Genomic DNA, 21414 nt, shown 5'->3' on the forward strand with positions numbered 1-21414 from the left:
GTGGGGGCCCGGGTGGAGGCTCGGGTGGAGGCTCGGTGCGGTCGCGCAGCAGTCCAGCGACGGGTCGAGCAGCCGGCGAGGTCGGCAGACCGGGGTGGGTGAGGGTGGAGCAGTCGGACGGCGGGCGCGAGGGCGCGCACGACGAGGCGCACGACGTGCACGACGACGCGCACGAGACGGACGCCGGGCTCGTGGGCCGGGTGCGCGGGGGTGACGATGCGGCCTGGGCGCATCTGCGGGCGCGGCACGAGTCGGCCGCCCGACCTCTTGCCGAGCGGCTCGCCGGGTCATCGGCGTCGGCCGCCGCGCTTGTCGACGACGCCTTCGTGCGAACTCTCGACGACCTGCTCGCGGGTGGCGGCGCCGACACGGCCTTCCGGCCCTACCTGCTCAGCACCCTCCGACGGGTCGCCGCCGGCGGCGACGGAGAGGCCGGGGTCGACGCCGTCGAGGCGGAGGAGCGCGATGCCGTCTGGGCCGCGTGGCGTTCGCTGCCCGACGAGTCCCGTTCTCTCCTCTGGCGCCTCGCCGTCCACGAGGAGCAGCCGCACCAGATCGCGCCAGCCCTCGGAACGACCTCGAGCGGGCTCGCCGGACGGAGCCGGCGGGCGCGGGAGCGCCTGCGCCGGGCGTTCCTGTCCGAGCTCGTCGCGAAGGCGGGGGAGCCGGGCTGTCGCGCGGCGCGGCGCCAGGTCGGGGGCTACCTGCGCGACGACCTTCCGGAGCCCGCGCGACAGCAGGTCGACGACCACCTCGACGGGTGTGCCCGCTGCCGAGCCGCAGTCCTCGACGCCGTCGACCTCGATGCCGCGATCCTGCTGCGGGTGGCGCCGGTGCTCTTGCCGGGAGCGTTCGCGGCGGCCGTCGCGGGGGCTGGTGCGTCGGCGGTCGCCGATGAGGCCGGGGCGGGCGAGGTGTCGGGAACGGACGAGGCGTCAGAAGCGGACGGCACGGCGGCCGCGCTCGCCGAGAGCTGGGTGCCGGTGCCCGTTGGCGTGGCGTGGCTCATGGACGGGGCGGAGGACGACCGAGGGCCTGACGACGACCCTGCAGAGGAGGTGTTCGGGCGGGTGGTCTCCGTGCCCGGGCGATCCGTCGCTGCGATCCTCGCCGCTGCCGCCCTCATCGTGGCAGCTGCCCTCTTCCTGAACCAGCTCGAGCCGTCGGGTCGTGTCGCGGCGGATTCGCCTGTCGGGCAGGCCTCCTCGCCGGGATCGGCCGACGGTGCCGAGACGGACTACCCGGACGAGACGTCCGGCAGCGCCGATACGAGCGCGACCGCGCCCAGGCCCGTCATCGGAGTCGCGACGGCAGAAGGGGTCTCGCGCTACCAGTCGTCGGGCGGTCGGGCCGGGAGCCAGGCGCAGGCAGCGGCGGGCACAGGTGGGTCCAGCGGCTCCGCGAGCCGCCGGCCCCGCACGTCGCCGACCTCGACCGTCGCGCGGCCCACGTCCACGTCGGCGAGGCCCACCACCACCACCACGCCGACTGCGACGGTCAGTCCCGTCGGCACGGTGACGAGCCTCGGGTTCACGCCGAGCGACCGCGGCTATGTCGCCCACCTCGAGGTGCCGGGCGGCTGGGCCATCACCTCGGTGCGGGACGTCAAGGGCGCCCGGGTGCGCGAGCACGTGGACCAGCCGGTCACCGTCTTCGACGGCCGGCTCGGGGGCGGGGACCTCGTCGTCGAGGTGACGAGAGTGAGGCCAGACGTCACCGGGGCGCTGACCGCCGTCTTCACCGACCGGTCCGGCGCGCGGCTCCCCGGCTCGGGGGACTACCTGCTGCGGTGAGCCTCGTCGACGGCGGTGTCGGGGTCCGACTCCGCGTCGGTGCTGCCGTCGGGGCCGCCGGCGGTGGTGCCGGCGGCAGGCGAAGGGTCAACGGGCACAGGGGTGGCGGGCGCGCCCGGGGGCGGGAGGGCGGCATACGCCATCGGGTCGACGGGCAGGTCAGGGGCACTCTCGTCGACGGGGATCACCTGGCCCAGCCGGGTCAGCTCGACGACGGCGCGGATCGGCGTCACGGGCGGCACGACGAGGCGAAGGTCCTGGCGGCGGTCGCGCAGGCGCTGGGAGAGGCGGAAGAGCGAGGCGATCGCGGCGCTGTCGACGTAGGTGGTGCCCGTGAGGTCGACGACGACGAGCGTCACGTCGTCGGGGACGGCGTGGGCGAGGGCGTCGGTCAGGGAGCGGGCGTTGGAGAGGTCGAGCTCGCCCGTGATCCGCACGAGCTGGGTGGTGCCCGATCTCGTCATGTCGACGCGGGCGAGGTCGCTCACGACGTGCCTCCGAGCCGGATGCGTCGTCGGAGGCGGACCTCGGTGCCCTCGGGAGAGCGCTCGACGGCGACGTCGTCGACGAGGGCGCTCATGAGCTGGAGGCCCCAGCCGCCCCCGCGCTCGGCGGCAGGACGCCAGTGGCCGTGGTCGCGGACCCGGACCTCGAGGTGGTCCTCGTCCAGCCGGGCCTCGACGACGAGGTCCCCGGCGGAGGGCCGCCCGCTGTAGGCGTGCTGGACGACGTTGGCGCACGCCTCGCCGCACGCAACGAGGACCTCGTCCGCGTCGTGGTCGGACACGCCCGACTCCCTGAGCCAGCGGCGCAGGGCGCTGCGGACCTGAACGAGGTTGCGGGCCTGCGCGGGCAGGCGCAGGTCGAGCTCTCCGTCGACCGACGGCGCGGCCCGCATCGCGAGCACGGCGACGTCGTCCTCGATGTGGTGCTCGTCGAGGAAGGTCTCGAGCAGGCGGTCGCACAGGGCCTCGAGACGGTCGTCCACGGCCGCAGCCGACGCCTCCAGCGCGAGGCGGTCGAGGCCGTCGGTGAGCGACACGCCCCGGCGCTCGATGAGACCGTCGGTGAAGAGGATGAGGGTCGCGCCCGGCGGCAGCTCGGCGCTCGCTTCGGTGAACGAGCCGTCCGCGGTGACCCCGACCGGCGGCGAGAGCGCGCCGGTGAGGAAGTCGCCCCGACCGTCGGCGACGGTGAGGGCCGGGGGGTGGCCGGCGTTGCTCCACCGGATCCGGCGGGTGGCCGGGTCGAAGACGAGGTAGATGAGCGTGACCATCTCGGGGACCGGCAGCTGCGCGACGAGCTGGTGGACGCCGCGCATGACCGCGGGCGGGGACGGGTCCTGAAGGGCGTACGCGCGCAAGGCCATCCGCACCTGCACCATGGTCGCGGCGGCGGGGAGCCCGTGGCCCGCGACGTCGCCGATGGCGAGACCGAGCAGGCCGCCGGGGAGCTGGACGACGTCGTACCAGTCGCCGCCGATCTGCACGTCGGCCGTGGCCGGGACGTAGCGGGCGGCGAGGGCGACGCCGGGGACGTCGGGGAGGCGGTCGGGCAGGAGGCTGCGCTGGAGGGTCTCGGCGATCTGGTGCTCGCGCTGGGCGCGGGCCTCCTCGTGGCTCAGCAGCTCCTGCGCCTCGGAGCGCTCCTGGACCTCCTGCACGAGACGGGTGTTGGCGGCCGAGAGCTGCGCCGTGCGGTGCTCGACGCGGCGCTCGAGCTCGGTGGTCGCGGCGCGGAGCGCGGCCGCGGTCTGCAGGCGCTCGCTGACGAGGGCAGCAAGGAAGAAGGAGGTCAGGGCGACGCAGGCGTTGAAGGTCTGGAGCGTGACCATCTGGCCGACGAGGGTCATGCCCTTGAAGGGTCCAATCATCTGGGCCGCGGACCACGTCGCAAGCAGGCTCGCGATGAGGGCCGCGGGGGCGGCGCCGCGCAGCTGCAGGCGCCAGGCCGCCCAGCCCAGGACCGGCAGCGTGAGGAAGAGGACGGGCAGCTCGGTCACGGACGCGGCCGCGATGACGGCGGTCGACGCCGCGAGCACCGCCGCACCCTCGAGCCACTGGCGCAGGGGCCAACGGCGCTGCTCCCAGAAGAGGGGCAGGCAGAGCAGGAAGGGGGTGACGGCGAGGACGCCCATCGCGTCACCGGTCCACCACACGGCCCACGCTGCCGGGAGCTGCGCCGAGGTGATGGAGCCGGAGGCGAGCAGCGTGGCGGAGCCGATCGTCGCGCTGACCAGCATGCTCGCGAGGGCGCCGAGGAAGACGATCGCGACGGCGTCGCGCTGGCGGTCGAGCTGGCGACGGAAGCCGACCCGCTGGAGGAGCGTGACGGCCACGACCGGGGCGAGGGTGTTGCCCACCGCCGTGACGGCCGCGGCGAGCGGGCTGGCGCTGATCGGCAGGTTGACGGCGAGGGCCGCGACGGCGACGGCCGGCCAGTAGGACCGTCCGACGACGACGAGAGCGGCGACCGCGACACCGGTCGGCGGCCAGAGCGGCGTCACGTCGTTGCCGACCAAGGACAGGCCGAGGCCCAGTCGCGCGCCGATGTAGTAGGCGGCGGCGATGACGAGCAGCCGGACCAGGCGGCGAGCGAGGGGTACGGACATGACGGACAGCTCCGTCGCCGGGGTGCCGTGGGAGGGCATGGCTGCGGGAGCCGAGGTGTACTCCGCTCCCACGTCCGTCGTCATCGTCCGGAGCAGCCCAGCCGCCCGCGCCCCACCATGGTCATGACTCTAGGAGCAGATCCGGCTCCTGACGAGGGGCGCCATGGCGCAGGGAACTGCCACGAGCACTCGGTCCGGAGCCCGAAGCGCAACCACAGCGCCCTGGTCAGGCGTCGGGACCATGCCACCCGGCATACGCGAAAGTTCGTCTCAGAGCGGTTGAGCGGCGAGCCGATGGGCACGGGGAGGGACACACCAGGGCGACGACGGGGGTTGTCGCCGTTCCGCAGCCCCAAGGAGATGACATGACGACGCGAGTCGAGAAGACCGTCATGGTGAACGTCCCGGTCAGCCGGGCCTACAACCAGTGGACGCAGTTCGAGGACTTCCCGCGGTTCATGGGCGGCGTGCAGAGCGTGACCCAGCTCGGCGACGACCGACTGGAGTGGGTCGCCGAGATCGCCGGAGTCCGGCGCCAGTGGGAGGCCAGGATCCTCGAGCAGGTTCCGGACCGCAAGGTGGCCTGGGCCGCGACCGAGGGCGCGACCAACGCCGGCGCCGTGACGTTCGAGGACCTCGGCGGCGACCAGACCTCGGTGACGCTCGAGCTCGAGTACGAGCCGGAGGGGCTGGTCGAGAAGGCGGGGGACAAGCTGGGCATCGTGGAGAACCAGGCCCAGAACGCCCTCGAGCGCTTCAAGGACTTCATCGAGTCGGAGGGCTACGCCACCGGCGCGTGGCGAGGCTCCGTCGACACGGCAGGGACCGTCGGCACGCCCGGGGTCGAGGACGCCGCAGCGTCGAAGGGCGACTCCGGCAAGGCGGGCCTGTCGGCCAAGACCGTCGCCGCGGGCGTCGGCGTTGCTGCGGCGGCCGCTGCTGTGGCCGGCGCCTCGGGCTCGCGTGGGTCGTCCGAGACGTCAACCGAGGGCGACGTCGTGAGCACCGCGACGACTCCGGCCCGCGACACCACGACCGTCACCGATCAGCGGGTCGGGTCCGGGACGGACCCGGACATCCACATGCTGGCGGATGAGGAGATCGAGGCGGGCGCGTCCGACGTCCCCCTCCGCGCCGACGAGCAGGTGCACCCGGACACCCGTAGAGACGTCACCCCGAGCTGACCCGCGGGCAGCATCTGGCGGCCGCCTCCGTCCTGCTGGGACGGAGGCGGCCGCTCCTGGGCGGGGCGGCGACTGCCGCGCCCCGGTCGGCCGCGATCGGCCGCCCGGCAACCTCCTCCATCTTCGAAAGGCACTTCATGCCCTCTGCACGACGAGGCCGGTTCAGGCTTGCGCCCTCCCCGGGTACTCCACGACCACGGCGGGCGGGACACGAGTGTCCTGCACCGGCTGCTGCCTGCCCCTGCCGCTGGGCTGCCTCACGACCGTCGTGGCGGTGGCTGCCCCGGCCACACTGGCGTGGGTGCGTCGGCGACGAGCTGGAGGGCGAGCGTGACCCTGCGTACGGCACGTAGCCCTGACGTGTGCCGTGTCGAGGGTGTTGCTGCCGCACGCACGGGTGGTGCCCCCGGCAGGATTCGAACCTGCGACACCCGCTTTAGGAGAGCGGTGCTCTATCCCCTGAGCTACGAGGGCGGGGCATGGCACGGACCTGCGTGTGGTCCTCGCGGTGGTGAGACCATCGCCGGGCCGGCCAACGGTGGACAGGTTACTCGACCTGACGACTCCCGCTCGTCGCGGTCGTCCGACCGTTCGAAGTCGCATGAAGAAGCGGGGTGCAGCGGCCTCGCCGCCGCACCCCGCCATCCTCGTCGTAGGGACTAGCGGCCGCCGCCGTGTCCCGATGCGGTCGAGCGCGTGTAGTCCGCGTTCGGGCCGGACGGCGGCGTCAGCGACGGTGCGGCAGCCCAGGTGGTGGGCTTGGCGGCGAGCTTGAACGTCATGGCGCCGCCGTTCTTCACCTCGCGCACCGGCAGCCACGAGCTCGGGTGCGCGTCACCGTTGACCGTGAGGTCACTGATGAACGGGCGGGCAGCCGCGTCGTGGTCCGTCGTGATGCGCAGCGCCTTGTTCTTCAGCCACACCGTCGCTGCCGGGAACTGCGGCGTCGACAGGGACAGGCCGGGCGCCGACGCGACGGTCGGGTACATGCCCAGCGCAGCGAAGACGTACCAGCTCGACAGGGCGCCCATGTCGTCGTTGCCCGGCAGGCCGTCACGTCCGGCGTTGAAGGTGACGTCCATGAGCTTCTGCACGATGTACTGCGTCGAGGCCGGCGCTCCCGCCCAGTTGTACGCCCACGGCGCGTTGAAGCCCATCTCGTTGCCCATGTAGAAGGTCTCCGCCTCCTGGCCGCCGTTGAGCTGGGCAGCCGTCGGCGTGGTGCTGAGCGAGGAGTCGATGGAGAAGAGCCGGTTGAGACGGTCGACGGCCTGGTCCTTGCCGCCGATGGCCGCGATGAGGTCGGTCCACGCGTAGCCGAACGACCAGAAGTAGTTCGGCTCGGTCGACTCGTGGAAGGTGCCGGGCATCAGCGCTCCCGGAGTCCCCGGGGTGGTCGGCGCCGCGCGAGTGGCGATGCGGCCGTTGGCCGTGTCGAAGATGTTGCGCCACCAGCCGGCCCGGTCGTAGAGCTGGTCCAGGTCCGCCTGGGTGACGGCCACGCTCGGGTCGCGACGCACCGAGTCGGGGACGTCCGCGAGGAACGCGGCCGCGGCCCGGTCGCTGTTGTAGCGCTCGATGTTGCTCGAAGACCACTCCGGGCTGGGGTAGTAGCCGTCCCGCAGGTACTGCTCCGAGGACGTCATGCTCTTGTTGCCGTTGCACGCGCTCTTCGGGTCGAAGGCCGACTGCTTGACGAGGCGAGCGGCGCTCGTGACGTCGAAGTCCTTGACACCGAAGGCGTAGGCGCCGGCAAGGACGGGCAGGGCGTTGTCTCCGGCCATGGGCGTCGAGTCGTCGCTGGCGTCCACCCAGTGGGGGAAGGCGCCGCACTGCTCCGCGTCGACGACCAGCGACTGCATCATCTCGCCGGACTCCTTGGGGGCCAGCAGTGCGAGCAGCTGCGCCTGCGACCGGTAGGTGTCCCACATCGAGAAGCTGCTGTAATGCGTTGTGTAGCGGCCCTTCTCGCCGTCCGGCTTCGTGTAGGAGTAGTCCGCGACGTTGGCCGTCTTGCGGGGCGCGATGCCTCCCGTCGTGTCGACGCCGGTCGGGTAGGGGCGCTCGGCGCCCATGCTTCGGAAGTCACCGTTGACGTCGGAATAGACTGTGGGAGAGCCGAACACGCGGTAGAGCGCGGTGTAGAGCTTCACGAGCTTGTCGCGCTCAGGACCCGTCAGCGTGCGGGCGTCGGCTGCCCGGTCGACCTGGATCGTGTTGAGCCTCGCGTTCCAGGCCGTGTCGGCTGCCTTGCGCGTCTGCTCGAAGTCGGACGCGCGGTTCTCGGTGTGGAGGTTGAGCTTCGCGTTCTCGACGCTGACGGCCGAGATGCCGACGCGCATCGTGAGCGTCGGGTCGTATGCCGGGAGCGAGTAGTGCAGCAGCGCGGCGCCGTCCTTCGGCGAGTTCACCGCGTTCTCCGCGGTCTGCTGGAGCGGCCGGTTCACCTCGGCGTAGAAGTACACCGGCGAGTTCCACGGCGTGCCGTACGGGGTGCAGAAGGCCGGGGCGACGCTCTGGCCGGACAGCACCCGACCGTCCTTGCTGACGTCGAGCGACACGTGGTCGGGGGTGATCTTGCCGGCCTCGGTCTTGCGGTTGCTGTTGCCGTTGAGCCGGGTGTCGATGGAGAAGTAGCCGGACCCGGCGTCGGGATAGGTGAAGCGCGCCATGCCGGTGCGGGTCGTGGCCGTCAGGTCGACCTTGACCTGGTTGTCGAGCTTCACGCCGTAGTAGCCGGGGGAGGCGGACTCGGTGTCGGTGTGGAAGGGCACGCCGGTCGGGACGCCGGTGCTCGACGCCACCGGAGTCGGCGACGACGCCGGCATCATGCCCACCGCACCCTGGCCCGGGCAGCCGACGCCGTTGAGGTGCGTCAGGCTGAAGAAGTTGATCCGGCCGGTGGTCGCGTCGGGCGGGTTGAGGTAGCCCCCCGAACCGTTGAAGTTGGTCCGGGGCATGTCCGGTCCGAAGTTGGTGAAGCCGAAGGGCACCTTGGCGCCCGGGTTGTTGTTGCCGGCGTAGCCGCTCGTGGCCGACACCGCCGTGCCGATGAACGGGTTGACGTACTGGGTCAGCGGCAGGACCTGCCGGTGCTGCGGTGGCACGGCGCCGTGGTCGGAGCGTGCGCTGGCCGCCCCGGATGTGCCGGTGGCGAGCAGGGCGGCCGCCGTCACGGCCACGGTCCACCTCCGCTTGGTCCTCGACAGGTGCATGGTCGACTCTCCTTCGTTCCCCGACGCTGGGGTTGGCTCGGAGCCAGCACGCTAGGGATCGTGTCGGATCCACGGCAATGCGAGATGTCGCATTTGTCCGATCGGGACAGCCGGTGGACAGGACCGGTGACGACCGCCCGATCCGAGCGCCGGCCCCGGCTCGGAGTCATCGAGGTCGCACTCAAGGCGGCCTCCCACGTGCCGTCAGCGGCCCCAGATCGTCCATAATGGAGGACATGAGTGAGCACGCTCAGTCACAGGACGAGCCGGATCTGCTGGCCGAGGTCGAGCAGATGCGGGCCCAGATGACCGTCAACAGGTCGGACATCGACGACCTCCTGAACACCTCGGAGGAGACAGCCGCCCGGGCGGACTCCATCGAGGGTCGCGCCGAGGACGACCGGAAGCGGATCGACGGTCTGGAGTGTCGTGCCGATCTGGACCACGAGCTGCTCCTCGAGCTCCAGGCCGCGGGTCTGGTGCGCGACGAGCTGACCACGCAGCTCCAGCTCGCCCTGCGCACCTCGCGCCGGATCGGGGCGGCGATCGGCATCGTCATGCTGGCTCGCAAGGTGAGCGAGGAGGCCGCCTTCGGGCTGCTGCGCACCGCGAGCCAGAACACGAACCAGAAGCTGCGTCTCGTGGCCGACGAGATCGTGGAGACCGGCGACGTGACGCTGCTGCCTGCCGAGCCGCTCGGTGCCGAGTCCACTGAGTCTGCCGAGGCCGTCTAGCCCGTACGTTCTGCACCACGCTCGGCCACACGTGCGCGCGACGACGTGCGCAGCAGTGCCCGTCGTCTGCGTATGCCGTGTGCCCGCGGAGCGATTCCTCCGCGCGGTGGTCTGTCGCTGGCAGGACTACGGAGGTTCGTTCGTTAGCCTGCTGGAATGACCGAAGCCCTCAGGACCGACCCTGCCATCCCGGCGGAGTCGCCCTCGGGCGACCCGCGTGCCGACCGCGTCGCGGCCGCCGTCAGGACGTGGCAGCGCACGCTCGTCGACCTCGGTGGCCGCAACACGCTGCTCTGGTACCGCGACCTCCCCTCGGGCACCCTCGACCTGACGACCGCTCACCCCGGCGGCGTCTCGATGCTGCTCGCGGGCCGCCGCACCCGCCTGTCCGACCTCGTGCGCGAGCCCGCCGCCTTCGAGGAGGCCCGCCGTCGAGCGCGCGCCATCCGCGCCAAGGCACTCGAGCTGCGCGAGGAGCGTGGCATCGCGGCCGGGTTCATCGCCATCGGCATGGCCACGTGGTCGGTGCCCCGCGCCGCCCGGCCGCCGGCCTCGCCGGTGCTGCTGCGCTCGTGCGTGCTGCGACCGACCGGCGCCGCGCAGGAGGACTTCGAGATCGACCTCGGGCCCGAGGCCGAGTTCAACCCCGTGCTGCGCGAGTACCTCCGCTCCGAGCAGGGCATCGAGATCGACGCCGACGCGCTCGCCGACCTCGCCAGCGCCGGCAACGGCTTCGACCCCTACCCCGTGTATGCCGCCCTCGGCCACGCGTGCCAGCACGTGCCCGAGTTCGAGATCAGCCCGCGGCTCGTCCTCGGCACCTTCTCCTACGCCAAGCTGCCGATGGTCGCCGACCTCGCGCTGCAGGGCGCGACCCTCGCCGACCACGACGTCGTCGCGGCGCTCGCCGGTGACGAGTCGGCGCTCGCGGCCGTGCGCCTCCGGGTGCCCGAGAGCGAGGCCGACCCGGACCCCGAGCACGAGTACCTCGTCCTCGACGCCGACTCCTCCCAGCACGCGGCGATCGATGCCGTACGCGCTGGCGCCCACCTCGTGGTCAAGGGACCTCCCGGCACGGGCAAGTCGCAGACCATCGTCAACCTCATCGCCTCGCTCGCCGCCGAGGGCAAGTCCACCCTCTTCGTCGCGGAGAAGCGCGCCGCCATCGACGCCGTCCTCAGCCGCCTCGACCGCCTCGGCCTCGGTGACCTCGTGCTCGACGCGTACGACGGCCCGACCAACAAGCGGGCGACCGCGCAGCAGTTCGCGCGCAGCCTCGAGGCCGCCGTCGACAACGATGCCACCGAGAGCGACCGCACCACCGCGACCCTGCGCGAACGTCGTGCCCGGCTGCAGCAGCACGTGCAGGCCCTGCACGCGGTGCGCGACCCGTGGGGCGTGTCCGCCCACGACGCCCAGGAGGCGCTCGTCGAGCTGGGCACCCGCACGCCACCGCCGACCTGCCACGTGCGGCTCGGGAGTCGCGACCTCGCCGGCCTGAGCCGCACCCGCGCCGTCGAGCTCGGGCGTCGCCTGCGCGACGCCGCCGGCCTCGGCGCGTGGACCCGGGACGGTGACGACCCGTGGTTCGGCGCCCGCATCCTCAGCTCCGACGACGCGGCCCGCGCCCTCGAGATCACGAGCAAGCACAGCACGAGCGGGCTCGACGACGCCGCTCGCCAGCTCAACCGCATACTGTCCGAATCCCGTGTGCCAGAGGCAAACTCGCTCGAGGACTGGAAGTCGGCCTTCGCGACGATGTCAAGCGTCCGCGAGACGCTCGAGGTGTTCCGGCCCGAGGTGTTCGACATCCCCCTCAAGGAGCACATCGCGGCGACCGCGACGCGCGACTGGCGCGAGGCACGCGACGTCGAGATGGGCTGGCTCGACCGCTGGAAGATCCGGCAGCAGACCAAGCGCCTCCTCCGTCCGGGTCGCCCGCCGGCCGACCTCCACGAGGAGCTCGTGTCGGCCAGCGAGCAGCGCGAGCACTGGTTCGAGCTCGTCGGCGGCGGCGGCCGGCCCGAGATCTCGCCGCGACTCGACGAAGGCCTCGCCCTGCTCGCCGACCTCACCGCCGACCTCGAGTGGCTCGACGAACGACTCCAGCCCGGGCCCCAGGGCCAGACGTTGACCTCGCTGCCGCTGCTCGAGCTGCGCGAGCGTCTCGCCGCCCTCGCGAGCCGCCCCGACCGCATCGCGGTGCTGCCCCAGGTCACGGCCGCGCTCGACGAGCTGCGCGCCGTCGGTCTCGGGGGAGTCGTCGACGACCTCGCCGCCCGGGGGATCCCCACCGAGCAGGTCACGGCCGAGGTCGAGCACGTGTGGTGGGCCTCGCTCGCCCAGGAGATCACCGTCCGCGACCCCGCCTACGGCGCCCACGACGGGACGGGCCTGCGCCGCGACGTCGCCGAGTTCGCAGAGGCCGACCGCGCCCACCAGTCCGCCACCGTCGCGCGGGTCCGCGCCGCCGTTGCCCGCAACGTGCGCGAGACCCTCGCCGACCACCCCGCGCACGAGGCGCTCGTGCGGGCCGAGGCCGGCAAGGCCCGGCGCCACCGGCCGCTGCGCGACCTCATGCCGCAGGCGTCGGCGACGCTGACGGCGATCAAGCCGTGCTGGGCGATGAGCCCGCTCGTCGTCGCCTCGACGCTGCCCCCGGGCCGCTGGTTCGACGTCGTCATCTTCGACGAGGCGTCGCAGGTGCAGCCGGCCCAGGCGATCTCGGCGATCTCGCGCGCCCGGCAGGTCGTCGTCGCGGGTGACGAGCGCCAGCTGCCCCCGACCAACTTCTTCACCGTCGTCTCCGACGACGAGTCCGACGCGGCAGCCCCGGCCGACGAGACCCTGACCGAGGGCTTCGAGTCGGTGCTCGACGTGCTGGCCGCGGCGCTCCCGACGCGCAACCTCAACTGGCACTACCGCAGCCGCGACGAGCGACTCATCGCCTTCGCCAACGAGGCGATGTACGACGGGCGCCTCACGACCTTCCCCGGCACCTCCCTCGACTCGGCCGTCACCTTCGAGCCGGTCGACGGGCAGGCCGTCGTCCAGCCCGGCGTCGACACCATCGAGACGACCGACGGCGAGGTCGCCCGCGTCGTCGAGCTCGTCCTCGAGCACGCGCGCACGCGCCCAGCCGAGTCGCTCGGCGTCATCGCGCTCGGCATCAAGCACGCCGACCGCCTCGAGGAGGCGATCACCGAGGCCCTGCGCACCGCGCCCGACGTCGCCGCCTTCTTCGACGACGCCCGCGACGAGCGCTTCTTCGTCAAGAACCTCGAACGCGTCCAGGGCGACGAGCGCGACGCCATCATCCTGTCGATCGGCTACGGCAAGACGCCGCACGGTCGGGTGCTGCACCGCTTCGGCCCCCTCAACATCGAGGGCGGCGAGCGCCGCCTCAACGTCGCCATCACCCGCGCCCGGTCCCGGATGGCGGTCGTGTCGGCGCTGCGGGCGATCGACCTCGACCCCGGTCGCCTCAAGGCACGGGGCGCCCTCATGCTGCGCGACTTCCTCGCCTACGCCGAGGGTGGTGGCGGGGCCGGCGACGAGGACACCCTCTTCGCATCCGCTCCCGTCACGAGCGACCCGCTGCGCCACGACCTCGCCGAGCGGCTCCGCCGTCACGGGCTCACGGTCCACGAGGACTACGGCACGGCGAGCCACCGCATCGACATCGCCGTCGAGGACCCCTATCACCGCGGTCGCGCGCTCATCGCCGTCGAGACCGACGGGGAGCGGTATGCCGCGTTGCGCAGCACGCGCGACCGTGACCGTCTGCGTCCCGAGCAGCTCGCCCGCCTCGGGTGGGTGCACGAGCGGGTCTGGAGCACCGACGTGTTCCGCGACCCCGCTCGTGAGATCGCGCGCATCGTGAACCTGGCCCGATCGTCGCCGCCCCCTCCGGCTGCTGAAGCAGCGGAGGAGACGTCGGGGCCGGTCGAGGAGCCACAGGCCAAGCAGGGTTCAGACGCGGACGCGACGTCGGACGGCGCTGGCGATGCTGCTTCGTCGGACGAGGGCTCGACCGCAGCGGCTGCCGTGCCGGCGACGCAGGAGGCTCCCGCCCCGAAGCGCAAGCGTCGCCGGGTCTTCCGCAAGGGCACCGCGGCCGCCGAGTCGACCTCCGAGACCGACGGCAGCGAGCCGGGCGCCGCGCTCGGGCGCAGCGGCGACGAGCTCGACCTCGGCTGGGGCGAACGCCCCTCCAGCTCGGGCCTCGGCGACCGGTGGCTGCAGGAGCAGCGACCGCCGCACTACGAGTGACCCCTGCGGACTGACTTCTGCGGAATGCCGCGACCCTGCGCCGCGTTGACGGGCGCATGAACACGACGACTCCGTTCTCGCTGCGCCTCTCCTGGGCCCAGGGTCTCTTCGAGCGAGGTGACCACGCGGCCGCTGCCACCGCCCTGGCCGAGCTCGTCGACGAGGTCGAGTCGTCCCGTGAGAGCTCGTCCGAGTCCGAGGCCGTGCTGCACTCGGTCACCGACCTGCGCCTCATGCTGGCCCGCGCCTACTTCCAGTCGGCGCAGCTCGGCCGCGCCGAGGCGACGCTGACGCAGGTCATCGAGCAGTCGCCGACCGACTCCTATGCGCACCTGCTGCTCGGGCGCACGCTGCAGCGCGCCGGCCGGCACGCCGAGGCCGCCCGTCCGCTCGCCCTCGCCGAGATCCTCGGTGACTACGAGCGCCCGCAGGCCTACGGCAGCAGCCGCCCGGAGCCGACCGACCCCGCTTGACCTCAGACAAACTCGAGGGGCCCCGCCGTCACACCTGTGACGACGGGGCCACTCGAGTTCATGGTGGGGCGGGGCGCTCACTCGAGTGTGTGTGCCACACAGTGCCTACCGCGACTTTGCGTGGGGCGGGGCGCTCACTCGACTTTGTGTGACGACGGGGCCACTCGACTTTTGTGGCAATGGAAGTGCCCACTCGACTTGGGGTCGAGTGGGCACTTCGGTGCGTGGGTGAAGGTCAGCGGGCGCGGAGGCTGTCGCGGATCTCGGTGAGGAGGATGACCTCTTCGGACGGAGCCTCGGGCTCGGGCTCGATGCCCTGCTTGCGCCGCTCGGCGAGCTTGTTCATCGGCACGACGACCATGAAGTAGACGGCTGCCGCGACGATGACGAAGCTGATGAGCACGGTGATGAACGTGCCGATGTGCACGCCGCCCGGCGCCCAGGCGGAGAAGTTGGGCGTGCCGCCGAGCTTGCCGATGAGGTCCATGATGACGGTGACGAAGGCCTCGATGACCTTGCCGAATGCGCCCGCGATGACGACCGCGACTGCGAGGTCAACGACGTTGCCCCGCATCAGGAAATCCTTGAAACCCTTGATCATGAGCGTCCCTTTCTCTGCCCCTGGAAGGGGGGCGTCTCGGTGCCTCGAGGGGGATGCGGTGGGTGTCGACTCGTCCCCGAGGGTCCTGCCTGTCTCTGTTGAGCCTGCGGCCCGCGTGCGGCGTTGCGACGAGAGTGGCTCGTGTGACGAGCGACCCGGGCGGTTCGAGCCTACTGCCGTGCTCGTGCTCAGTGCCGGATGGCGATGACCAGACTTTGGCCGGCCGCGAGCGCGCTGAGGCCGCGCGCGACCTCGGTGGCCTGGCTCGGGTCGAGGGCCAGGGTGACGCGGGCCGGGGCCCCGGTGCCGAGACCGGTCGACTCCTCGGCGTCGTGCACGGCGAGGACGACGACGTCGCTGGCCGTCCTCGTGCCCGTGCCGGTGGCGTAGAGGTCGACGTGGTCGCCGGGGCGAGCGCCCACCGAGGCGGCGTCGAGGACGGGGACGCTGATGGCGACGCGGTCGGCGGGCTGGCCCGAGAGCAGGTCAGGGCCGAGGAGGCGCTCGGGCGTCACGACGTCGTGCACCGCGAGCGGCGCGGCGACGACGCGGCCCACCGCTACGTCGGGCCGGGTGAGTGCAGACTCGGGTCGCTGGCCGCCCGGCCTCGTCGCGACGGCGACGTCGTCGGGACCGAGCCGCTGCCCGGTGGCGACGTCGCGGACCATGACGAGCGTCGGCAGCCCCGTGCCACCGGCCGGCGCCGGGCGCAGGGCGCCGACGGTGACGAGGACCGCGAGGGCCGCGAGACCTGCCGCCGCCCACCGGCGCCACCGGGTGCGGCGCGCGCGGCGACGACGCGGGCCGTCGGGCCACGCCGCCGCAGCCGGACCCCGACCCCCAGCGCCCCCCGACGCGCGTCCCGGCCATCAGGGGAGCGGGAAGGGCAGCTCGAGACCGTCGAGGCTGCGACGGCACGGGCAGGTCGCGGTGTCGTCCGGCTCGGCCGCGGGCATCTGCCCGATGGCGTCGCGCAGGATGCCGGTGAGGTGCTCGACGTTGGTCGCGAAGACGCGCAGCACCTCCTCGTGCGTGACCGCGTCGCCACCCTCGACCCCGGCGTCGTGGTCGGTGACCATCGCGATCGTCGTGAAGCACATGGCGAGCTCACGGGCGAGCGCCGCCTCGGGCATCGTGGTCATGCCGACGATGCCGAAGCCGGCCGCCTGGTGCATGAGCGACTCGGCGCGCGAGGAGAACCGGGGCCCGTTGATGACGACGAGGGTGCCGTCGGGCACGACCTGGAGCTCGGAGAGCCGGGCCGCGTCGACGGCGACCTGGCGGCCGTTGGGGCAGTACGGGTCGGCGAACCCGACGTGGACGACCGGGCCCTCGGCCTCGTAGATCGTGTGCGCGCGGCCCGACGTGCGGTCGACGACCTGGTCGGGCACGACGATGGTGCCCGGGCCGTGCTCGGGCCGGAGCGACCCGACCGCACAGGGGGAGAGGATCTGGCGCACGCCGACCGCTCGGAGCGCCCAGAGGTTGGCGCGGTAGTTGACGCGGTGGGGCGCGAAGCGGTGCCCCTTGCCGTGGCGGGCGACGAAGGCGACGGAGCGTCCCTCGACCTCACCGACGACGAGCGGGTCGCTGGGCCGACCGAAGGGGGTGTCGACCTCGACCGTCTCGTAGTCGTCGAGGAACTCGTAGAGGCCGGATCCGCCGATGACGCCGATCTCGGCGCGCGGTCCCGGAGCGGGCGCCAGCGGGACGGCGGGGTCGGACACGGTCGTCTGCTCTGTCGTCATGGCACGAGCCTAGGGTGGGCTCCCGGCCGGCCGGACGGCATACGTCCTCGGGTGGGGACAACGTCCCCGTGGCTCAGGAGGCTGTGGACGACGTGCCGGAGCCCGAGCCCGAAGATCCCGTCGAGCCCGTCGAGGACGTGCTCGACGAGCCGGAGGAGCCGGACGTCGTGGACGCGCTCGAGGAGGTCGAGTCGGAGGAGGGGGAGGACGTCGCGGCGTCCTTCTTCTTCTCGCCCGAGCCACCGGCCGCCGGCGTCGCAGCGCTCTTGGCACCCGCGCGGGAGTCGGTCTTGTAGAAGCCCGAGCCCTTGAAGGCGATGCCGACCGGGTGGATCACCTTGCGCAGCCGCGGCTCGCCGCACTCCGGGCACACCGTCAGGGAGTCGTCGGTGAACGACTGGCGGATGTCGAAGGCGTGACCGCACTCTTGGCACGCGTAGGAGTAGGTGGGCACAGGTGAACCTCGGACGTCGTATGGGGAAACAGGCCGAGGGTCAGTCTACGGCCACCCGGCGAGGCGTCCGCCGCGGCTGATGTCGCGGATGCGCTGCTCGGTGCGCTGCTTGACCTTGGAGGTCGTGACGACGAGCAGCTGGTCGCCGTGCCGGATCGTCGTGTGCCGGTCCGGGACGAAGCCCTCGCCGCCGCGCACCACGAGGGTGACGTTGGCGCCCTTGGGCAGGCGCAGCTCGAAGACGGCGACGCCGTGCAGCCGGGACTGCGGTCCGACCGTCACCTGGATGACGTCGGCGCTGATCTCCATGAGCGAGGTCGACTCGAGGTCGACGTCGACCGAGTGCACCTGCTCGGTGAGCCCGAGGCGCCGCGCCACCCACGGCAGCGTCGGGCCCTGGACGATGGTGAAGACGACGACGAGCATGAAGACGAGGTCGAAGATCCACTCGGTGTCCGGCGTGCCGACGACGAGCGGCACGGTTGCGAGCACGACGGGGACGGCGCCGCGCAGCCCCGCCCACGACAGGAAGAGCTGGTCGCGCCAGGGCACCTTGAACCACGACACGGACGCGACGACCGACAGCGGGCGGGCGACGAGCAGCAGGACGAGGCCGATGACGATGGCGGGGATGAGCTGCTCGCCGAGGCGCCGCGGGTCGGCGAGCAGGCCGAGCAGCACGAAGAGACCGATCTGCGCGATCCAGCCGAGGGCGTTGGCGAAGCTCTGGAAGGCGACCCGGTTGGGCAGCCCCATGTTGCCGAGCACGAGGGCCGAGAGGTACGTGGCGAGGAAGCCGGAGACGTGGACGGCGGCGCCCGCGGCATACGCGAGCACCGTGAGGGAGACGACGCCGATCGAGAAGAGCGCGGACGACGCGCCCGCGACGCGGTGCAGGATCTGCCCGCCCAGCCAGCCCACCGCGCCACCGACGAGCGCGCCGCCGACGAGCTCGACGACCGCGTGCAGGAGCAGCACCCACCACGGGTCGGCCGTCCCGCCCGGCACGCCCTGGGCGGCGAACGCGACGACGAGGATGACGACCGGCGCGTCGTTGAAGCCCGACTCGGCCTCGAGCATCCCCGAGAGGCGCTTGGGCAGCGGCACGTTGCGCAGGACGGCGAAGACGGCGGCCGCGTCGGTCGAGGTGACGATCGCGCCCATGAGCAGCGAGATCGTCCACGACAGGGGGAGGAGGGTGTGGGCGGCCACGGCGACGACGAGCACCGACACGACGACGCCGACCGTCGAGAGCACCGCGGCGGGCGCGACCGAGTCCTTGATGTTGGACCACGACGTCGTCAGGCCACCCTCGGCGAGGATGAGCACGAGGGCGGCGTAGCCGAGCACCCGCGTGATGGACGCGTCGTCGAACTGGATGCCGGCGCCGGCGTTGCCGAGGGCCAGGCCGATGCCGAGGTAGATGAGCAGCGACGGCAGGCCCGAGCGGACCGACAGGCGCACGGCGGCGACCGCCACGAGCAGCACGAGCGAGCCGACGAGGAGCACACGCGTCAGGTCGTCGAGGTCCATGGTCGACGACGTGATGGATGCGAGTGCGGGCAAGGGCAGCTCCTCAGGTCTGGTGGCAATCCAACCATCCCGGCGTGGCCCGTCGTGGAGCGGTCCGGGGCTCGGCCGACCCACGTCACAGGTTTGTCGTCGGTTCGGCAACGATGTGCGCCGGCGCCCGCCGGGCTGCGGTCCGGGCCGTCGGCGGTGGCCTAGGCTCGTCGCGTGTCACGGTTGAAGCGCGCCCGTCGGATCGTCCTGCTCGTCTCCGTCCTCGTCGTCATGGCGGTGGTCGCGGTGAGCATCCTGGCGATCGGTGTGGTGCGACAGTCCTTTCCGGACACCACCGGCCAGCTCGAGATCGAGGGCCTCACGAGCTCCGTCTCGGTGCACCGCGACGCCCAGGGCGTCCCGACGATCTTCGCCGACAACGCGAACGACCTCTTCCGCGCGCAGGGCTTCGTCAGCGCCCAGGACCGCTTCTTCGAGATGGACCTGCGCCGTCACGTGACGGCCGGGCGCCTGTCCGAGCTCGTCGGCAGCGCCGGCATCGACAGCGACAAGGTCATCCGCGCGATGGGCTGGCGCCGCGTCGCCGAGCAGGAGCTGCCCAAGCTCGCGCCCGAGACCCGGCAGTACCTCCAGGCGTACGCCGACGGCGTCAACGCCTACATCAAGAAGACCGAGTCGCCCGAGAAGATGTCGCTCGAGTACACCGTGCTCGCGCGCCGCAACCCCGGCTACCGCGTCGAGCCGTGGACGCCCGTCGACTCGCTCGCCTGGCTCAAGGCCATGGCGTGGGACCTGCGCGGCGACTACAAGGACGAGCTCGCCCGCGCGCGCCTGTCGCGCACGACCCGCTCGCTCAAGCAGGTCAACCTGCTCTACCCGCCCTACCCCGTCGACCGCAACCAGCCGATCCTCTCCGAGCAGGACTGGCAGCCGGCGTCGGCCCAGAGCGACCAGGCCGCGAGCCCTGCGCCCGCCGCGCTGAAGGCGCTGCGCACGCCCGACGGCAGCGACGCGATCGACTCGGCGCTCGCCTCAATCGAGGCGGTCCCGGTCAGCCTCGGGCGCGGCGACGGCATCGGCTCCAACTCGTGGGTCGTCTCCGGCTCGCGCACCACGACGGGCAAGCCGCTGCTCGCCAACGACCCGCACCTCGCCCTGTCGATCCCCGGCATCTGGGGGCAGGTCAACCTCCAGTGCCGCACCCTCAGCGCCGCGTGCCCCTTCCAGGTCTCGGGCTTCACCTTCTCGGGCCTGCCCGGCGTCGTCATCGGGCACAACGACAAGGTCGCGTGGGGCATGACCAACCTCGGCCCCGACGTCACGGACTTCTACCTCGAGCAGGTCTCGGGCGACACCTACCTCCGCGACGGTGACAACGTGCGCGTCACGAAGCGCCAGGAGGTCATCAAGGTCGCCGGAGGCGCCGACGTGCCCCTGACGGTCCGCTCGACGGTGCACGGCCCGATCCTGTCCGACGTGGTCCCGTCGATCGATGCCGCCGGCGACCGCAGCGTCGTGCGCGGTGCGCCGCAGTCGAACCGGTATGCCGTGTCGCTCGCGTGGACGGCGCTGACACCGGGCACGACCGCCGACGCGATCTTCGCCCTCAACCGGGCGACGAACTGGGCCGACTTCCGCAAGGCGGCCGCGCTCTTCTCGGTCCCGTCGCAGAACCTCGTCTACGCCGACACGGCCGGGCACATCGGCTACCAGGCGCCCGGCAAGATCCCGGTCCGTCGGTCGGCGACACCCGGTGCGGCCCCCGGCTTCTGGCCCTCGCCCGGCTGGGACTCCCAGTGGGACTGGAAGGGCTACGTCCCCTTCGACGACCTGCCGACCTCGTTCGACCCGGCCGAGGGCTTCGTCGTCACGGCCAACCAGGCCGTCACCGCGAGCCCGACGCCGTTCCTGACGTCCGAGTGGGACTACGGCTTCCGGGCGCAGCGCATCCGCACGGTCCTCGCCGCGACCCCGAAGGTCTCGCCCGAGACGATGTCGCAGATCCAGGGCGACACCCGCAACACCTACGCTCCCGAGCTCGTCGAGCGGCTCCTGTCGGTGCAGGTCGACGACTTCACCGCACAGGCCCAGCGGCTGCTGCGCGACTGGGACGGCAGCCAGCCCAACGACAAGTCGCGCGACGCGGCCTCGGCGGCGTACTACAACGCCGTCTGGAAGTACCTCCTGCAGTACACCTTCGACGAGCTCCCGCCCGACATCGCCCCCGACGGCGGCAGCCGCTGGATGGTCGTCATGGAGCAGCTGCTCAAGGACCCGAAGAACGACTGGTGGGACGACAAGACGACCCCCGGTGTCACCGAGGGGTCGGGCGAGATCCTCAAGCGGGCTCTCGTCGAGGCCCGTCTCGACCTCGCGCGCGAGCTCGGCAAGGTGCCCGCCACGTGGCGCTGGGGCCGCCTGCACCAGCTCGACCTCAAGCACCAGGTCATGGGCGCCGACGGAGTGCCGGAGATCGTCCAGAACCTCTTCAACCGCAACGACATCGAGCTCGGCGGCGGCAACTCCATCGTCAACGCCAACTCGTGGAACGCCTCGAAGCCGGGCTACGACGTGACCAACGGCCCGTCGATGCGCATGGTCGTCGACCTCGGAAACCTCGACGCGTCCCGTTGGGTCAACTCGACGGGCCAGTCGGGGCACGCCTACGACGACCACTACGCCGACCAGATCGACGCGTGGGCGGCCAACGAGACCTTCGCGTGGCCGTTCAGCCAGGCCGCGGTGCGCGACGCGACGGACGACGATCTGACCCTCGTGCCGCCGTCGCAGGCTCCCGCTCCCTGA

14 protein-coding genes and 1 tRNA gene are annotated in these 21414 nt (G+C 72.3%); 6 read left to right on the forward strand and 9 right to left on the reverse strand.

Going from position 1 to position 21414, the window contains the following annotated elements; all coding sequences use genetic code 11:
• The first annotated feature begins 98 nt into the window (after positions 1–98).
• Positions 99–1793 carry a zf-HC2 domain-containing protein gene (locus IEY30_RS11925; RefSeq protein ID WP_156035188.1) on the forward strand — a complete coding sequence of 565 codons (1695 nt, stop codon included), beginning with the start codon at positions 99–101 and terminating at the stop codon, positions 1791–1793.
• Here the strand turns inward: IEY30_RS11925 and IEY30_RS11930 are convergent.
• Together IEY30_RS11930 and IEY30_RS11935 are read right to left on the reverse strand one after the other, a co-directional pair.
• On the reverse strand, positions 1778–2281 hold the full coding sequence (locus tag IEY30_RS11930; RefSeq protein ID WP_052358420.1) for an STAS domain-containing protein: 504 nt from the start codon (positions 2279–2281) through the stop codon (positions 1778–1780). The genes IEY30_RS11925 and IEY30_RS11930 overlap by 16 nt on opposite strands.
• On the reverse strand, positions 2278–4488 hold the full coding sequence (locus tag IEY30_RS11935; protein ID WP_052358421.1) for a SpoIIE family protein phosphatase: 2211 nt from the start codon (positions 4486–4488) through the stop codon (positions 2278–2280). The genes IEY30_RS11930 and IEY30_RS11935 overlap by 4 nt, the downstream gene beginning before the upstream one ends.
• 281 nt (positions 4489–4769) lie before the next feature.
• Between IEY30_RS11935 and IEY30_RS11940 the strand changes: the two genes are divergently transcribed.
• Positions 4770–5588, forward strand: coding sequence for an SRPBCC family protein (locus tag IEY30_RS11940; RefSeq protein WP_081920403.1), 819 nt, complete (start codon positions 4770–4772; stop codon positions 5586–5588).
• A 398-nt stretch (positions 5589–5986) separates the two neighbouring features.
• Here IEY30_RS11940 and IEY30_RS11945 read toward each other — a convergent pair.
• Together IEY30_RS11945 and IEY30_RS11950 are read right to left on the reverse strand one after the other, a co-directional pair.
• Positions 5987–6062 (reverse strand) — tRNA-Arg (locus tag IEY30_RS11945).
• A gap of 185 nt (positions 6063–6247) precedes the next feature.
• The gene (locus tag IEY30_RS11950; RefSeq protein WP_229674960.1) at positions 6248–8803 is read right to left on the reverse strand and encodes a GH92 family glycosyl hydrolase; all 2556 of its coding nucleotides are present in this window, start codon (positions 8801–8803) and stop codon (positions 6248–6250) included.
• A 236-nt stretch (positions 8804–9039) separates the two neighbouring features.
• Between IEY30_RS11950 and IEY30_RS11955 the strand changes: the two genes are divergently transcribed.
• The 3 genes from IEY30_RS11955 (at position 9040) to IEY30_RS11965 (ending at position 14282) form a co-directional block, all read left to right on the forward strand.
• Positions 9040–9537 carry an ANTAR domain-containing protein gene (locus IEY30_RS11955; protein ID WP_162180991.1) on the forward strand — a complete coding sequence of 166 codons (498 nt, stop codon included), beginning with the start codon at positions 9040–9042 and terminating at the stop codon, positions 9535–9537.
• A gap of 156 nt (positions 9538–9693) precedes the next feature.
• Positions 9694–13809: a PDDEXK-like endonuclease domain-containing protein gene (locus IEY30_RS11960; RefSeq protein WP_030196204.1), complete on the forward strand. Its 4116-nt coding sequence runs from the start codon at positions 9694–9696 to the stop codon at positions 13807–13809.
• Between the two features lie 56 nt (positions 13810–13865).
• Entirely contained in the window at positions 13866–14282 is a 417-nt protein-coding gene (locus tag IEY30_RS11965; protein WP_030196207.1) for a tetratricopeptide repeat protein, read from the forward strand.
• 235 nt (positions 14283–14517) lie between these two features.
• Here the strand turns inward: IEY30_RS11965 and mscL are convergent, their stop codons facing one another.
• The 5 genes from mscL to IEY30_RS11990 all read right to left on the reverse strand — a co-directional run bounded on the left by mscL (position 14518) and on the right by IEY30_RS11990 (position 18651).
• The gene (gene mscL, locus IEY30_RS11970; RefSeq protein ID WP_229674961.1) at positions 14518–14883 is read right to left on the reverse strand and encodes a large conductance mechanosensitive channel protein MscL; all 366 of its coding nucleotides are present in this window, start codon (positions 14881–14883) and stop codon (positions 14518–14520) included.
• Between the two features lie 188 nt (positions 14884–15071).
• Positions 15072–15551 (reverse strand): SAF domain-containing protein, encoded by a 480-nt coding sequence (locus IEY30_RS11975; RefSeq protein WP_030196211.1) that lies wholly within the window; start codon positions 15549–15551, stop codon positions 15072–15074.
• Between the two features lie 201 nt (positions 15552–15752).
• Positions 15753–16631, reverse strand: a complete 879-nt coding sequence (locus tag IEY30_RS11980) for an S-methyl-5'-thioadenosine phosphorylase (RefSeq protein ID WP_229674962.1) — start codon at positions 16629–16631, stop codon at positions 15753–15755.
• A 73-nt stretch (positions 16632–16704) separates the two neighbouring features.
• The gene (locus tag IEY30_RS11985) at positions 16705–17085 is read right to left on the reverse strand and encodes an FmdB family zinc ribbon protein (RefSeq protein WP_030196216.1); all 381 of its coding nucleotides are present in this window, start codon (positions 17083–17085) and stop codon (positions 16705–16707) included.
• Positions 17086–17130: 45 nt separating this feature from the next.
• Positions 17131–18651 carry a potassium/proton antiporter gene (locus IEY30_RS11990; protein ID WP_081920405.1) on the reverse strand — a complete coding sequence of 507 codons (1521 nt, stop codon included), beginning with the start codon at positions 18649–18651 and terminating at the stop codon, positions 17131–17133.
• A gap of 228 nt (positions 18652–18879) precedes the next feature.
• Here IEY30_RS11990 and IEY30_RS11995 point away from each other — a divergent pair, with 228 nt between their 5' ends.
• Positions 18880–21414: a penicillin acylase family protein gene (locus tag IEY30_RS11995; protein ID WP_052358457.1), complete on the forward strand. Its 2535-nt coding sequence runs from the start codon at positions 18880–18882 to the stop codon at positions 21412–21414.

This window comes from Terrabacter tumescens, assembly GCF_014646815.1.
Lineage (GTDB): Bacteria > Actinomycetota > Actinomycetes > Actinomycetales > Dermatophilaceae > Terrabacter > Terrabacter tumescens.